Origin of the sequence: Priestia megaterium (assembly GCF_009497655.1) — a bacterium.
Classification (GTDB): domain Bacteria; phylum Bacillota; class Bacilli; order Bacillales; family Bacillaceae_H; genus Priestia; species Priestia zanthoxyli.
On the sequence record NZ_CP023317.1, the window covers coordinates 607,888 to 623,135 of the forward strand.

16 protein-coding genes are annotated in these 15,248 nt (G+C 39.1%); 9 read left to right on the forward strand and 7 right to left on the reverse strand.

Annotated features, from left to right (window positions below; all coding sequences use genetic code 11):
• Window positions 1–13: 13 nt before the first annotated feature.
• Genes CEQ83_RS03240 through CEQ83_RS03250 form a run of 3 tightly spaced genes read left to right on the forward strand, consistent with a single transcriptional unit; the run spans window position 14 to window position 4,907 of the window.
• The gene (locus CEQ83_RS03240; protein ID WP_028412416.1) at window positions 14–1,198 is read left to right on the forward strand and encodes an exonuclease SbcCD subunit D; all 1,185 of its coding nucleotides are present in this window, start codon (window positions 14–16) and stop codon (window positions 1,196–1,198) included.
• The gene (locus CEQ83_RS03245) at window positions 1,195–4,587 is read left to right on the forward strand and encodes an SbcC/MukB-like Walker B domain-containing protein (protein ID WP_028412415.1); all 3,393 of its coding nucleotides are present in this window, start codon (window positions 1,195–1,197) and stop codon (window positions 4,585–4,587) included. The genes CEQ83_RS03240 and CEQ83_RS03245 overlap by 4 nt, the downstream gene beginning before the upstream one ends.
• A gap of 14 nt (window positions 4,588–4,601) precedes the next feature.
• Complete coding sequence (locus CEQ83_RS03250) at window positions 4,602–4,907, forward strand: HNH endonuclease (RefSeq protein ID WP_028412414.1); 306 nt, start codon at window positions 4,602–4,604, stop codon at window positions 4,905–4,907.
• Between the two features lie 46 nt (window positions 4,908–4,953).
• Here CEQ83_RS03250 and CEQ83_RS03255 read toward each other — a convergent pair whose 3' ends face one another.
• From CEQ83_RS03255 to CEQ83_RS03280, 6 genes are all read right to left on the reverse strand, one after another.
• A complete protein-coding gene (locus CEQ83_RS03255) occupies window positions 4,954–5,172 on the reverse strand; it encodes a spore germination protein (protein ID WP_013055353.1) in 219 nt (72 codons plus the stop codon).
• A 60-nt stretch (window positions 5,173–5,232) separates the two neighbouring features.
• Window positions 5,233–5,664, reverse strand: a complete 432-nt coding sequence (locus tag CEQ83_RS03260; protein ID WP_028412413.1) for a spore germination protein GerPE — start codon at window positions 5,662–5,664, stop codon at window positions 5,233–5,235.
• Between the two features lie 12 nt (window positions 5,665–5,676).
• The gene (locus tag CEQ83_RS03265; protein ID WP_013055355.1) at window positions 5,677–5,853 is read right to left on the reverse strand and encodes a hypothetical protein; all 177 of its coding nucleotides are present in this window, start codon (window positions 5,851–5,853) and stop codon (window positions 5,677–5,679) included.
• Window positions 5,850–6,566, reverse strand: coding sequence for a spore germination protein GerPC (gerPC, locus tag CEQ83_RS03270; RefSeq protein ID WP_028412412.1), 717 nt, complete (start codon window positions 6,564–6,566; stop codon window positions 5,850–5,852). The genes CEQ83_RS03265 and gerPC overlap by 4 nt, the downstream gene beginning before the upstream one ends.
• An 89-nt stretch (window positions 6,567–6,655) precedes the next feature.
• On the reverse strand, window positions 6,656–6,931 hold the full coding sequence (locus tag CEQ83_RS03275) for a spore germination protein GerPB (RefSeq protein WP_014461637.1): 276 nt from the start codon (window positions 6,929–6,931) through the stop codon (window positions 6,656–6,658).
• Between the two features lie 30 nt (window positions 6,932–6,961).
• Window positions 6,962–7,183, reverse strand: coding sequence for a spore germination protein (locus tag CEQ83_RS03280; RefSeq protein ID WP_028412411.1), 222 nt, complete (start codon window positions 7,181–7,183; stop codon window positions 6,962–6,964).
• 198 nt (window positions 7,184–7,381) lie between these two features.
• Here CEQ83_RS03280 and CEQ83_RS03285 point away from each other — a divergent pair, with 198 nt between their 5' ends.
• The 3 genes from CEQ83_RS03285 (at window position 7,382) to CEQ83_RS27540 (ending at window position 9,248) form a co-directional block, all read left to right on the forward strand.
• Complete coding sequence (locus CEQ83_RS03285) at window positions 7,382–8,554, forward strand: DUF418 domain-containing protein (protein ID WP_028412410.1); 1,173 nt, start codon at window positions 7,382–7,384, stop codon at window positions 8,552–8,554.
• Window positions 8,555–8,632: 78 nt separating this feature from the next.
• A complete protein-coding gene (locus tag CEQ83_RS03290) occupies window positions 8,633–8,980 on the forward strand; it encodes a DUF1516 family protein (RefSeq protein ID WP_013055360.1) in 348 nt (115 codons plus the stop codon).
• 133 nt (window positions 8,981–9,113) lie between these two features.
• A complete protein-coding gene (locus CEQ83_RS27540; protein ID WP_255256919.1) occupies window positions 9,114–9,248 on the forward strand; it encodes a hypothetical protein in 135 nt (44 codons plus the stop codon).
• 85 nt (window positions 9,249–9,333) lie between these two features.
• Here the strand turns inward: CEQ83_RS27540 and CEQ83_RS03295 are convergent, their stop codons facing one another.
• Complete coding sequence (locus CEQ83_RS03295; protein ID WP_028412409.1) at window positions 9,334–9,894, reverse strand: DUF2777 domain-containing protein; 561 nt, start codon at window positions 9,892–9,894, stop codon at window positions 9,334–9,336.
• A 171-nt stretch (window positions 9,895–10,065) separates the two neighbouring features.
• Here CEQ83_RS03295 and asnB point away from each other — a divergent pair, with 171 nt between their 5' ends.
• The 3 genes from asnB to CEQ83_RS03310 all read left to right on the forward strand — a co-directional run bounded on the left by asnB (window position 10,066) and on the right by CEQ83_RS03310 (window position 15,214).
• Complete coding sequence (gene asnB / locus CEQ83_RS03300; protein WP_098113554.1) at window positions 10,066–11,913, forward strand: asparagine synthase (glutamine-hydrolyzing); 1,848 nt, start codon at window positions 10,066–10,068, stop codon at window positions 11,911–11,913.
• Between the two features lie 314 nt (window positions 11,914–12,227).
• Window positions 12,228–13,760: a phytoene desaturase family protein gene (locus CEQ83_RS03305; protein WP_034267744.1), complete on the forward strand. Its 1,533-nt coding sequence runs from the start codon at window positions 12,228–12,230 to the stop codon at window positions 13,758–13,760.
• Window positions 13,757–15,214, forward strand: coding sequence for a phytoene desaturase family protein (locus tag CEQ83_RS03310; protein WP_028412406.1), 1,458 nt, complete (start codon window positions 13,757–13,759; stop codon window positions 15,212–15,214). Before CEQ83_RS03305 ends, CEQ83_RS03310 begins: the two co-directional genes overlap by 4 nt.
• The last annotated feature ends 34 nt before the right edge of the window (window positions 15,215–15,248 follow it).

The following is a 15,248-nucleotide window of genomic DNA, read 5'->3' on the forward strand; positions in this document are numbered from 1 at the left end:
AGGAGAGAGTAACATGCGTTTATTACATACAGCGGATTGGCATTTGGGGCGAACGTTAGAAGGTCGAAGTCGTCTAGCTGAGCAAGCACAGTTTTTAGATGAACTGGCAGACATTGTGGAAGAAGAAAAGATAGATGCTATTCTCATGGCGGGAGATGCCTTTGATACGGTGAACCCTCCAGCAGCGGCAGAGCAGCTCTTTTACGAAAGTATGTCTAGATTGAGCAACAATGGAAAACGTCCAATTATTGTTATTGCAGGTAATCATGATAACCCAGATCGGCTGTCGGCGGCTTCTCCATTAGCCGTTCATCAAAATATTACACTTCTTGGTTTGCCTACTACCGATGTAGAAAGCATTCACATTCCTACATCAGATGAAATATTAAAGGTTGCGGCTCTTCCTTACCCATCTGAATCAAGGTTAAAGGAACTGTTAGCAGAAGAAAATGATGAGCTGGCTCTTCGAAATTCATACGATGCCAGAGTAAAAGGTATTTTCGATAAAATGAGTGAGCAGTTCACAGCAGATACCGTTAATATTGCCATGAGTCATATTTACGTAGCTGGCGGAAGTTCAACGGACTCAGAACGTCCAATTGAAGTAGGAGGAGCTTATACGGTGGCGGCGACTAGTTTACCTGCTAATGCTCAATATGTAGCTCTAGGACATTTGCATCGCCCGCAAATGATCAATCGCGCCCACACTCTGGCAAGGTATTCCGGTTCACCTCTTGCTTACAGCTTTTCGGAGTCAGGATACGCAAAGTCGGTTACCATTTTAGATGCTCAGCCAGGAAAAGAGGTTGAAATGACGGAAATTCCATTATCTAGCGGAAAGCCTTTGACGCGTTGGAAAGCGAAAAACGGATTGGCAGAAGTATATACGTGGCTTGATGAACAGAAAGATGCGCAGGCATGGGTTGATTTAGAAGTTCACGTAGAAGATGCACTTTCACTAGAAGAAATCCATCGACTTCGCAAGCTTCATCCAGGCTTTATTCATATTCGTCCGGTATTCAAAGCAGAAGAACTAGCAAATGAAACACGTTCACAGCGCGAAGTGCCAATCGAAGAACTGTTTACAAAGTTCTACAGCAGGCAAACCGGCGGAGGGGCACCTGATGATGAGTTAGTCAAACTGTTTTTAACCTTGATTAACGATGAAGAAGTATCGGGAAAGGAGGATGAAAAATGAAACCTATTAACTTGACCGTTTCGGGGCTTCACAGTTTTAGAGAAAAACAAACTGTCGACTTTGAAGCGCTGTGTTCAGGCGGTGTGTTTGGAATATTTGGTCCTACTGGAAGCGGGAAATCCTCCATTTTGGATGCCATTACACTAGCTTTATACGGAAAAGTAGAGCGTGCAGCCAATAATACACAAGGAATTTTAAATCACGGGGAAAATGAACTGAAAGTATCGTTTACGTTCGAGCTGGAAAACGCTAGTCATAAAAAACGCTATACTGTTGAACGAAGCTTTAAACGGACAGATGAGCTGCGTGTGAAATCAGCTTCCAGTCGATTGATTGAAATTGAAGATGAAACGTACGTATTAGCGGATAAAACAAATGATGTAAACCAGCAGGTACAGGAACTTCTTGGTTTAACAATTGATGATTTTACAAGAGCTGTTGTATTACCACAAGGAAAATTTGCAGAGTTTTTATCGTTAAAAGGGACGGAGCGCCGTCAAATGCTTCAGCGTCTTTTTAATCTCGAGCAGTACGGAGATCAGCTTAGTAAGAAAATACGCTATCAAGTTCAGCAGCTAAAAACAGACCTAGATAAAATCACGGCAGAACAAACGGGATTAGGTGAAGCTTCAACAGAGAAAGTAACAGAAGCCGAGCAGCTTGTAAGTGATAGCATTGTACTTTTGGAAAAACGAGAAAAAGAAGCGGCTGATTTGCAGGAACGATACGATCAGCAGGCGTCTCTTTGGAAAGCGCAGCAGGAAAAAACACTGTTAGAAGAAAAACTAGTGCATGCTTCTAAGCAGGAAGAGGAGATTAAACAAAAGCAAGATTTGCTGACGAAAGCGCAGCAGGCAGAGCGTCTTTTTCCTTATTTAGAAACATTTGAACAAGCTGAAAAACAGCAGAAGCTTTATAAAGATAAAGTAGAAAAATTAAAAGTGCAAATTGTTCAGCAAAGTGAGGAATATAAGCGATCCAATAGCTTATATGAGCAGGCTCGCTTACAAAAAAATGAACAGCAGCCCAAATTGGTTGTTCAAAAAGAACAGCTCCAACAAGCTTCTGATCTTCAAAAACAAATTAAAGATGGGCAGCAAGAAGTAAAAGAAGCGGAAGTTTCTCTTCAGCAAAAGCAGCAGGCACTTCAAACGAAAAATGATGAATTAATAGAAGCGGATAAGCGGTATCAGCAAGGTCTGAATCTTCAAAAAGAGTTAAAAGAAGCATTAACAAAAGTGGAGATTCAACCTGATTATCGGCAGGCTGTTCAGCAAGCATTCTACCGTTATCAAGTATGGAATAATGATAAAAAAAATCTAGATGAAGGCCAAAAAACGTATAAAGAAAAAGCGGAACAGCTTCAGCATTTGCATACACAAAAACAAACACACCAAGAGAGATATCAGCAAACAATAGAACGAAGCAAAGAGTTATTTTCAGATATTCAAGGCTTGTATCACACTGTATGTGAGCGGGAAAAAGAGTTTCAGCAGCTTTTTAAACAGGCGGATCATTTAATGAGTGATCTAAAAAGACGCAAGGAAAAAGAATGGTCACATCGTCTGGCTCATCAATTAGCTGAGCAGCTGACTAAAGGAGAGCCTTGCCCAGTTTGTGGCTCTGAGCATCATCCTAACCCCGTGTTAAACCAAAAAGAAGAAAATAGTACAGTAGAATCAGCGGATCAGTTCGAAGATCAAGTCAATCAGTTGCGTGAACAGCGATTTAGCTATTCGTCGCTTAAAATGCAGCTTGAACAGCTAGCTAAACCTCTTGTTGAAAAAATACCTGATTTAGCTGGGTTTATGAATGAAGCTGGCCAAGTCCCTGCTTTAGGAGAAATGAGTACAGATGCCTTTGGTCGGTATGCTAAGAAAATAGAAGTTGAAATTAAATCTCTTGAGCAGGATTATTTGCAGATAAGTGAAAAACAGCAGGCAATTCTCGGGCAGGTACAGAAGGTCCAGCAAAGTCTTGAAAAGATTGAATTAGAGCTTGCTCATTATCAAAAAGAACAAGCTGAATTGGAAAGAAAAGTAACTCAGCAAAAACAAGCGTTACAAGCAGGAAAAGAAGCTTTTCAACAAGATTATCCTTCCTTTGTATTTGAAGAGATGGAAAAAATTAATGAACAGCTAAACGAGCGAGAAAAAGAAGAGCAGACAATAAAGGCTCGAATTGAAAAAAGCAGCGTATTTTTTGAAAATCAGCAAAAGAAAATCGAACGTCTAAAAGAAGAAAAATATGCGGGCGAAAAAGAATTTACAGAATTAAAAGCAATGCTGTCTCATAAACAATCTCTTGTTCACTCGCAAATTGAACGCTTGCGTACGCTTACAGATCAAGAAGATATTGAACAAGCGCTGCAAAAAACAGTTCACTTACTTGCGGAGTTAGAGACGAATGAACAGCAGGCGTATCAACATTGGCAGACTGTTCAAAAAGCGTATCAAACGCTGCAAATGGATGAAAAAGCAGCGAGCGAATCTCTAGAAACAGCTCATATCCAGTATAAAAAAGCAGCTGGAAAATGGGAAGAAGCGATAGGGAGTTCTTTATTCAGCGAAGAAAAAGAAGTTCAGCAAGCTTTGTTATCACATGATGAGATGAAATTGTTGGATGAAACTGTTCAGGCTTATTGGGACAACATAAAACAGATGAAGTCATCAATTGAACAGTTAAATATCCAGCTGAATCAGCAGTCCATAGAAGAGCAGCAATTTGAAGAAACTCAGCAGCTGCTTCATGATATAAAAGCCGCTGTAAAAGAAGCCGTTCAGCTCAAGGGAGCAGCTGAGCAAACGTTAAAAAGCGTCAAAGAACGGCATGAGCGATTTTTAGTGCTTGAACAGGACCGTGAAGAAAAACAAGCGTTATTTGAACAGTATCAAAAGCTTCAAACAGTATTTAAAGGAAATGCTTTCGTCGAATATATTGCTGAAGAACAGCTGATGTCCGTTAGCCGAGATGCTTCAGAGCGTCTGGGTATATTAACACGTCAGCGCTATGCGATTGAAGTTGATTCACAAGGCGGCTTTATCATGAGAGATGATGCAAATGGAGGCGTAAAACGTCCGGTTTCAACTTTATCGGGAGGGGAAACATTTTTAACTTCCCTCGCTCTGGCCCTTTCATTATCTGCACAAATACAGCTAAGAGGAGAATATCCACTGCAGTTTTTCTTTTTAGATGAAGGATTTGGAACGCTTGATGGAGAGCTTCTTGATACCGTGGTTACGGCGCTTGAAAAACTTCAGTCCAATAATTTATCAATTGGAGTCATCAGTCACGTACAAGAACTTCGAGCTCGGCTGCCAAAACGTTTGATTGTTGAGCCGTCCGAGCCTTCTGGCAAAGGAACTAGTGTAAGAGTAGAAACTTTATAGGGAAGGAAATCTATATGAAGAAAAAAGACAGGCGAATAGGAACATGCGAATTATGCGGAAGGCAGGATGTCTTGACGACCGTACATCATTTAACGCCAAAGGAAATGGGCGGAGTGTTTGAACCGACGGCAAACTTATGTATTCCGTGTCATAAACAAATTCATGCGTTATACACAAATGATGAATTAGCCATTCGTCTTAATACGATTTCTTTATTACAAGCTGATTCTAAAATTAGCTCTTTTATTAAATGGATTCGTAAACAGCCTTCTTCTAAATTACCTAAAACCAAAAAATCAAACAGCCGAAAATCTAAGTGAATGAAAAACCCCTTATCTGCTTTAGTAGCAAAGATAAGGGGTTTTTTTAAGCATTTGCCGCTATATTTTGATCGAATAAATCTGGATCTAACGTATTTGTTCCTGAAATGCCGTTATTTGTATTAACAAAGTTACCTGTATTTAAAGAGCCTGAGCCTGAGGCTGTTTTAGCAGCGCTTTTTGGAGAAACATAAAACGTATCTCCAAACGTTACGACACCGCCCCCGACGCTCGTGATACTAACGGGTCCGATTATTGCTGGCATGAGGTTCACACCCTTTTTTTCGTGATATTAGTTTAGTATATGAGCAGTTTCTTAAAAGGTTCACTCACTGCCGCTAGCTTCTGAAGCAGCTTTCTTTGAAGCTCCTGTTTCAGCTTCCTTTGAAGGTTCATCGTTGATCAGTTCACGAATATGCTTAATGCGGGCTTCTGCATACACATTGCAGGTCGAGCCAACATGAATAACTGACGAGAATGAGCACCCTTTTATATCAATTCTGTTAACGCGGATTAAAGGTATTTCATTCCACGTTTGAACGGGAATAGGTTCGTAGTCACCATGGGGAATAGGCTCACTAAAGATAGCATAATCATCAAAATTTCCTTCTCTGCCGTAGAAAAACGGATACTGTCTCCGATCAGCTAACGCTTTATTAAGTAGGTGAATTTCTGTTGAATCTCCAATTTGGCAAAAAGAGCTCGCCGACAAGGAATTAATTTCTATATAATTAACAGAAGATGTGCGTGAAAGCATACATAAGCTCCTTTATGATAACGATAGTGGAACATAAGGACCGATAATCAAAGATTCCGCTGGTGTATCAAATGTTGAAGAGAGAGAGATGTAATTTGCATCACCAATTAAAAAAAGAGAAGAAGAAGATACGCCTGTAATACTAACGTCTCCAACAAGCAATTCACGGTTTACAACGTTAAAGTTCATGAAGGGGGTCCACCTTTCTTTAAGGATTCAGGTAAATACGTTAAAAATGCGTCAATTCCTTTTTTCATATCTTCATAAAGTTTACCGATAATTTGCGGTTTAATTTGTTCAAAATTCCGTTCCATTTCCTCCGGCTGAACTTGCTGTATATAAAAAGTAATCCGCTGCTGCAGCTGCTTTTTAATATCTTCTAAAATAAACTCGTAGTACGATTCATCAATCATCATCGAGCGCTCATCAAGCACATGTTGAACCATAGAAAATCCATATTGATTAAGCTCATTTAAAATCGTTTCATGAATATCAGAGGCCCACTGCTTTTCTAGCTGGCGATTCAATGGTTTTAAGCTGGGATTTTGCGGTCCAGGACCTCCGGGTTGTCCCGGCTGCTCACCTTGAGGCGGCTGCCCTTGTGGCTGAGCTCCTTGCGGAAATGTTACTTCTGGTTTCTCATTAATAATGATATCTTCTAAATTATCGGGTGTAAGAGGATTCAATCCAATATTTAATGTTCCATCTAAAGAATCAATTTTTAACTGTTCAAATTTATATTCAATTTTATCAATTTTAATAGGTGGCTGTTCACCTAACTCTTTTATTTTTTGCTGAAGTTCTTGTACGTTTTTTTCAAGCTGAGCAATGCGTCCTTCTTGCTGCTGAATATACGAAGACATTTGCTGAACATACTGATGAACCTGCTGAATATAGTTCATGTTATCCACCTTCAATCACCTCGATTCCCTTATCTCCCGATAAAGAAAATAGTTATATATATACATATGGCGATGAAGGCTGTAACATGTCAGTCGTTGTCTCGAGCTGGTGGAGTTAGCGACTGTGAAAAAGGTGCTGGGGCTGCTCCTGCGCCTGTTCCGGGAGTAAAGGTAGAGGGAGAAACAGATCCAAGAATGCCTTTTTTTGTTTCGGTAGGTGCAGCGCCTGTAAATCCTCCTGTATTAAAGAGATTTGAGTTCGGTTTAATAACACCTACGCTTCCAATTTGAAGTACCGAAGAGTTACTTACGGCACTGATTTTCATACTTTGAATACAGATACTTTGATTCACGTAAAAGTTCATAAGCATCCTCCTGTATGAGCTTCATTTCTATTATAGATTTCCAGCAACATTTTGGTCATTTACGTCATTGTCTGACGTATTGGTTGAGCTCTGCTGATTCACAACATATAATCCGTCACCTGTATTAAACGAACCTGCGCCAGCATATGTTTTAGCAGTGGAAATAGGGGCTATTGTATAAACATCTCCAATATGAAAGACGCTGGCTGAACCAACACTGTTAAGATTAACAACACCAACAATGGCAGGCATAGGCAAACACCCTTTTAATTTAGTCTAGTAACAGCATATGAAGCCTAGATAAAAAGGTGATTAATGCTTTTTCCTTATCTATATGCAGAGGAGAGGTAAAACATTAAAAAGAGGAATGGAAATAGTAAACATTGAAGAAAAACTTTTGCGTTCGATATAATGTGAAGGCAATAATGAAATCATGTAAGGTGTGAAAGAATGAAACGTTTTAAAATGAATGCAGCTGATAAAGAACAGCGTATTGAAGCGGCGGATGTATTAAAAGGAATTGCGCTTATCGGTATTTTGCTCATAAACATGCCGAATTTTTATTCGCCTGCTTCGTATTACGACAATAATTTGATGAATGGTTCAAGAATGAGTTATGTTGCTAATGGATTAGTTGATATAGTAATAGGACAGACAGGGTACGCGCTGCTTGCTATTTTGTTTGGATTTGGTTTTATGAAAATGTTCCAGCGTACATACGAAAGGCAAGTAAGCTTTACTCCTTTTTATGTACGAAGAATGACAGCTTTGCTTCTCGTGGGAGCTATTCATGCTGTATTTATTTGGCATGGTGATATGATTGTGATATACAGCTTCTTTGCTTTGATTATGCTGTTTTTTCAAGAAGCAAAGAAAGAAGTGTTATTAGCATGGGGAACCGGAATATTTAGTATTTACGCTGTGATTATGATTGTTATTTTAACGGTAGCGGCTTTTGCTAATGAAGGAGAGACAGCGGCAGGAATTCACCAGCCTATTATTGACCAAGCGCTTCAAGTATATGGACACGGAAATTTTGCGTCAATATTTCATCAGCGCTTGCTGGATTGGTACTACGCGTATAATTTAAATACGGTTCCTTTTCTGTTTTTATCGCTATTTCCACTGTTTTTATTAGGCGGCTTTATAGCAAAAAGCGAATGGTTTAAAGAAATAGAAGAATATATAGTTGAGACAAAGTGGATTTGTCTTATTTCATTCATCGTATATGGAGCATCATCTGTATTGCCTTATGCTTTAGATCACAATGTAGCTACATCTTATATTCACGATACAATTGGAGGAACGGCAGGAGCAATTTTTATTGTAACGTTGGTTACATTAGCTATGCGAAGTGTATCTATTCAAAAAGTCATGCAGCCATTTGCTTTTTTGGGAAGAATGATTTTAACTAATTATATTGTCCAGTCTATTGTATGTACATTTCTTTTTTACTCATATGGATTAGGATACTATGGGCATATTTCAATTGTAGAAGGATTGGCTATTGCGGGGATTATCATTTTTATTCAACTGCTGGGAAGCTGGATATGGATGAGCCTATTTTCAGATGGACCGTTTGAAAAACTCATTCGGTATGCTACATATGGACGCAGCCTCTAAAAATCCTTTTCCTTCCTTATATTATTGGTGAAGGAAAGGTTTTCATGATATGATATTTTCAGAAAGGACGTGAGATGAATGGCTCCACTACATATTCATGTAACGCTTTGGACATTATTGATTATCTCGTTTGTGGTTTCGTTGATTTTACATCGAGCAGGTAAAGCTAAAGGTCAAAAAATCTTACATATGGTGGCGAGACTTCTATACTTATTAGTATTAGTATCAGGTCTGCATATGTTAGCAGCTTGGTACCATTTTCAAGGCGCAGCGCTCATTAAAGGAATTGCCGGAGTGTTAGTGCTTGTGGGAATGGAAATGGTCCTTGTTCGTACTGAAAAAAGAAAACGTACAGGCGTTGCTTGGGCAGTTCTTGTAATTGCGCTTATCTTAGTATTCTATTACGGATATGTCGTACTAGGATAAGAAAAGAGGATAGGGCAAGAGTATTTTAGTTCAAAAAAAATCGAAGTATTAATCAGAATTCTGATTAATACTTCGGTTTTTTTTTCGTTGTCATGGTGAAAGTAAATTTAATGCGTGTAGGTGCTTCTAGCTGTTGATTGGAGGGCAAGGCGAAGACTCCTGCGGGAAAAGTGGCACAGGTGAGACCCCGCAGGAGCGTAAGCGACGAGGAGGCTCATCGGCCGCCCGCGGAAAGCGAAGCCTTGCATGGAAATCAATAGCGGTTTAAAAGCAATCAATACGAACTCATATATCCAATTTTTTCTTTTTAGATTAGGTTGATGAAGTTATGTCTCAAACTCTTTTCTTTTACTTTAATCTAAAAAAAGATTCATTGAACGTTCTCCATCGTTAACGGTATATTCAAATCGGTCTAGGTATTGCGTGCCTCGTTCGAATAAATGCTGAACGGCACAAATTTTTTCCTCATTGTCATAAATGATAAAATTAGCACCTTTTGTATCACCGTCTGTCGGTAAAAAACATAATGTGTTGTGACAGTAAATACAATCATAAAGAGAGAATTTTAATGAATTTAAGTGCTGAGTGAATGATAAAAAGGTCTCTTTCGGTAGTGATTGAAGAAGCTGTTCGTATGCATAAGGTAGCTTTTTAGTCAGTCTTAGCTTATCTCCATTTCGCAATAAATACGTTCCATCGTGAAGCTTTATTTGACGGTCATCAACCATAATGGCTTTTTCCCAGCGTGTATCAATAAGAAGTTCTAATGTCTCATCCATTACTTCATGAAGCATGGAAGCTTCGTCACTTTCATCTTCAAAGAAAATCCACTGTGAATCAACACATTCAACCGTACCAATCACGAAGGAACGCGGCTGATTGTTCATAGCTTGTTGTTTAGAATAATGATTCATAATCAAACCTCCGTGTGAAATTTATCCATATTTTTTTATTGCCTAAAAAAGCTCTCTTTATAACTGAAAAGTAAAAATAAAATATAAGGACAATTCAACTGTAACTACTGCGTGCATACAATGGCATTATTTCATTCATAAACAAGAGCGTGAAAGAAAGGATGATAAACGATGTGTGGTATAACGGGTTGGGTCGATTTAAAGCGATCGCTTTTAAATGAAACAGCAACAATAACAAAAATGGCTGACACTTTATCGAAAAGAGGTCCTGATGACACCAACGTATGGACACAGCAGCATGTTGCTTTTGGGCACAAACGCTTAGTTGTAGTAGATCCTCAAGGCGGAAGACAGCCGATGACGCGAGAAAAAAATGAACAGCTCTACACGCTTTGCTATAATGGAGAGCTTTACAACACGGAAGATATTCGGAAAGAATTACTAAAAAGAGGTTATCAATTTCAGGGACATTCAGATACGGAAGTACTTCTAACATCTTATATAGAATGGAAAGAATCATGCGTAGATCATTTTAACGGTATCTTTGCTTTTTCGATCTGGGATGAAGCCAATGAAAAGTTATTTATAGCACGCGACAGAATGGGAGTGAAGCCCTTATTCTATCGATCTTATGAAGGTGGAATTCAATTTGCATCAGAATTAAAGGCGATATTAGCTCATCCTGAGGTAAAAGCAGAAGTAGGATTAGATGGATTAGCAGAAGTGTTTGGCTTAGGACCTTCTCGTTCTCCCGGCCACGGCGTATTTAAAGAAATAAATGAATTGCGTCCGGCTCACGCGCTCACGCTTACGCGTAACGGGTTGAAGATTTGGCGATACTGGAACGTAAAAAGTGAGCAGCATACAGATAATTTAGCTGAAACAACAGAAAAAGTTAAATTTTTAGTGCAAGACGCGATTGTAAGACAGCTAGTGTCGGATGTCCCGGTTTGTACATTTTTATCAGGTGGAGTGGACTCAAGCGCCATTACAGCAATTGCTGCAAATGCGTTCAAAGAAAGCGGCAAGGGCTCCCTTCATACGTATTCTATCGACTATGAAGACAATGATAAATTTTTTAAAGCAAATGAGTTTCAGCCAAATTCTGATGGAACTTATATCAAGCTCATGTCCGATACGTTTCAAACAAATCATCATCGCTGCATTATTTCAACGGAGGACCTTGTGCAGCATTTAACAGAGGCTGTAGAGGTGAGAGATCTTCCTGGAATGGCTGATGTAGATTCATCGTTGCTTTGGTTTTGCCGTGAAATCAAACAAGATTTTGTCGTGAGCTTATCAGGAGAATGTGCAGATGAAATTTTTGGAGGATATCCGTGGTTTCACCGAAAACACGATTTGTCTTCGGATACTTTCCCGTGGATGCGCTCATTAGATGCTCGAATTGATTTGCTGCAAAGTTCATGGAGAAAGAAATTACAGTTAGAAGATTATGTACGTGCAAGATATGAAGAAACGTTAAAGGAAGTGCCTGAATTAGAAGGTGAATCGTTAGAAGATGCGCAGCGGAGAAAGCTGTTTTATTTAAATCAGGTTTGGTTTATGACAACTTTATTAGATCGTAAAGATCGTATGAGCATGGGAGCGAGCTTAGAAGTACGCGTACCTTTTGCAGATCATCGCCTTGTGGAATATGCATGGAATATTCCATGGGAGATGAAAATGACGGGCAATAAAGAGAAGGGGATTTTACGCAAAGCGCTTGAAGGAATTTTGCCTCATGACGTTCTTTATCGCAAGAAAAGCCCTTACCCTAAAACGCATAACCCAGCTTATACAAAAGCTGTAACTGTATGGCTTCAATCTCTTTTACAAGATAAACAGTCACCTCTTTATGAATTTTTTGATAAGCAGCAGTTAAAGCATATTATTGATACAGGCGGAGAAGGATTTAAAGCGCCGTGGTTTGGTCAATTAATGACAGGGCCTCAGCTGCTAGCTCATCTAGCTCAAATTCACGTCTGGTTTACTCACAATAATATTCAAATTGTTGAATGACAGGACCCTCTCAGTACAGAGGGTTTTTTTATAAAATCAGTCATCCATTTCTCTTTTTTATACGTTTAAGTAGAGAAGAAGACCGCAGTCTATTTTTGTATAACTTTACATAGATATAAAATAAAAGCTTGAAAGCACCGAATAAAGGGAAAGTGTACTGAAACCCTGGAAAAATGGTACAAACGTCATATTTTCATGGTTTAGTTATTGGTAATTTTATGATTCGAATAAAGACAAGCAGTTTATCGTTGTGTTTAATAATAAAGCTTTGTATAATGTTTGTATAACTATTGTATAAGATTAGGAGTGTATGTATGCAAAAAAACGTAATCGTGATTGGAGCAGGTCCAGGAGGACTAGCGGCAGCAATGCTGTTAGCAAGTCATGGCTATAAAGTAGATGTATATGAAAAGCAAGGATACGTGGGCGGGCGAAATTCAGCGATTAAAATGTCAGGTTATACGTTTGATATGGGTCCTACATTTTTGAGCATGCCACAGATTTTTGAAGAATTATTTCAAGCTGCTAATCGCAATGCGCATGACTATATGGACTTAAAACGTCTAAATCTCATGTATGAGCTTATCTTTGATGATGCACAGATTCAGATGACGGATAACCATAAAAAGATGAAAGAAGAAATCGAACGTTTATACCCAGGAAACGGGGAAGGCTATGAGCGCTTTATGAAAGACACCGAAGCAAAGATGGCGGCTTTGCTGCCTTTATTGCAAGGGCAGATGGATCGTTTTCATCACTATTTAAAGCCTGAAGCAATTCGAGCACTGCCGCATTTATCCTTAGGTAAAACGCTCTATGATGTACTTGGCAAGTATTTCACTGATGAGAAATTGAAATTAGCTTTTACTTTTCAATCGAAGTACTTGGGAATGTCCCCTTGGGAATGTCCAGGAGCCTTTTCTATTTTATCGTTTATGGAACATGCCTACGGTATCTTCCATCCGATAGGAGGAGTAAATCAGCTATCTCAAGCAATGGCAAAAGTAGTGGAAGAACATCAAGGGCACATCCACTTAAACCAAGGTGTTCAAAAACTATGGATTGAAAATAAGAGAGTAAAAGGAATTATTCTAGAAAATGGAGAGCGAATAGGGGCAGACGACGTCATTATCAATGGAGATTTTGCTCATGCCATGACGAATTTAATAGATGAAGGTACGCTTAAAAAATATGCAGTTAAAAAACTTGAAAAGAAAAAATACTCTTGTTCCACTTTTATGATTTATCTAGGCATAGACAAACAGTACAAAGATCTGCCTCATCACACGATTGTGTTCGCTGAAGATTATAAAAAAAATGTAGAAGAGATCACAAAAACGTTAGCTCTTTCAGAAGACCCTTCCATCTACATTCAAAACCCAAGTGTAACAGACCCAACTTTAGCACCAGAAGGAAAGTCTGCTCTTTATATTTTAGCGCCGGTTCCAAATAATTTCAGCGGTGTAAACTGGGATGAAAAACAAAAAGCTTTTCGAGATGCAGTATTAAAAATTGTAGAAAAGAAAACGGGTTTCAAAGATTTAGAGAGTCATATTGAAGTTGAAAAAATCATTTCACCAAAGCAGTGGGAAGAAGACGTGCTGGTCTATAAAGGAGCGACATTTAACCTTGGACATCAGCTCACTCAAATGATGGTACTGCGTCCGCATAATAAATTTGAAGAATTAGAAAATTGCTGGCTAGTTGGAGGAGGAACTCATCCAGGGAGCGGTCTACCAACTATTCTGGAATCATCCCGCATTACGACAAAGCTCATCTTAAAAAGAGACGGACAATTACTGAATGAGCCGTTTAAAACCATGAAGGAAATGGAGAGTGCATTATGAGAACAGCAATTGTTGGAGGCGGAATAGGCGGTTTAATTACCGCTTTGTTATTAAGCAAACGAGGTTTTTCTGTTGATATTTTCGAAAAAGAAAACAAGCTGGGCGGCCGGCTGGCGTTTGTAGAAAAAGACGGTTATAAAATTGATGAAGGTCCCACGATTGTCTTGCTGCCTTTAATGCTTGAACGTATTTTAGATGAAGCGGGCATTTCTGCTTCTCAATATGAACTAATACGCTGTGATCCACTTTATGATATTCATTTTCCAGACGGTACGACCTATACAAAAAAAGCGACTGAAAAAGATCAGTTAGAGGAGATTAGCCGTTTGTTTCCAGGCGAAGAGCAAAACTACCGGCGTTTTATGACTGAATTAAAAAAGCGATTTGAACTAGGAAGTAATGCATTTTTGGAAAAAACATTTGTAAATAAACGAGATTTTTGGACATGGCAAAACATTAAGGCATTAAAAAAAATGAATGCAAATAAATCAATGAGAAAATTTGTTTCAACGTATTTCCATGATGAACGTCTAGTAGATGCCTACTCGCTGCAATCTCTCTATATTGGAGGGAATCCTTATTCGGCACCAGCTATTTATTCCCTTGTTCCTTACAGTGAGCATGCTCATGGCATCTATTACGTAAAAGGGGGATACGCAAGTCTTGTGCCACTTCTTGAAAAGGCGCTGATAGAGCAAGGTGTAAGCATTCATTTGAATAAGGTGGTTCAAGAGCTTTCTATATCAGGAGACAAGACAGAAGGGGTTATTGTTGACGAAAAACTTCACCCATTTGATCAAGTGATTTTAAATGGCGACTTTCCTAATATGGCGAAAATTGCTCAAAAAAAAGAAAAGAAGTATGTGCCTTCGTCCAGCTGTCTGCTGCTTTATCTTGGTTTGAAGAGAAAATATGATCATCACAATGTGCATCAATACTTTATGGGCAATGATTTGGCTAAACATATGGAAGCAGTGTTTAAGCATAAAACGATTCCTGAAGATCCCGCTATTTATACATTTAATCCCTCTGTTATTGATCCATCCCTAGCTCCCGAAGGAAAAAGTGTGCTATATGCACTTGTACCGGTTCCATCAGGTGGCCACATTGATTGGAGCAATCAGCAAGATTTTGTTGATGGAATCATTCGAACTTTGGAAGAAAAAGGGTTTGGGGAGCTGCGTAAAGAAATAGAATGGGTAAAAGTACGCACGCCAAATGATGCTCAAGCATTTGGACTTTACGAAGGCGGAAGCTTTGGTATTGCTCCTGAGCTGTTTCAGTCAGGCGTATTCAGACCTCAGTACCAGCCGTACGAATATAAAAATGTTTTTGCGGTGGGAGCATCTATACATCCAGGCGGAGGCGTGCCAATTGTTATGCAAGGAGCAAAAATGTTGGCTGATCATCTTATTGAACAATCGTCTATTCAAACGGTTGCAAAGCTCTCTTAAGATCTTGTGAAGCCATAAGGAAATGATGGTTTAT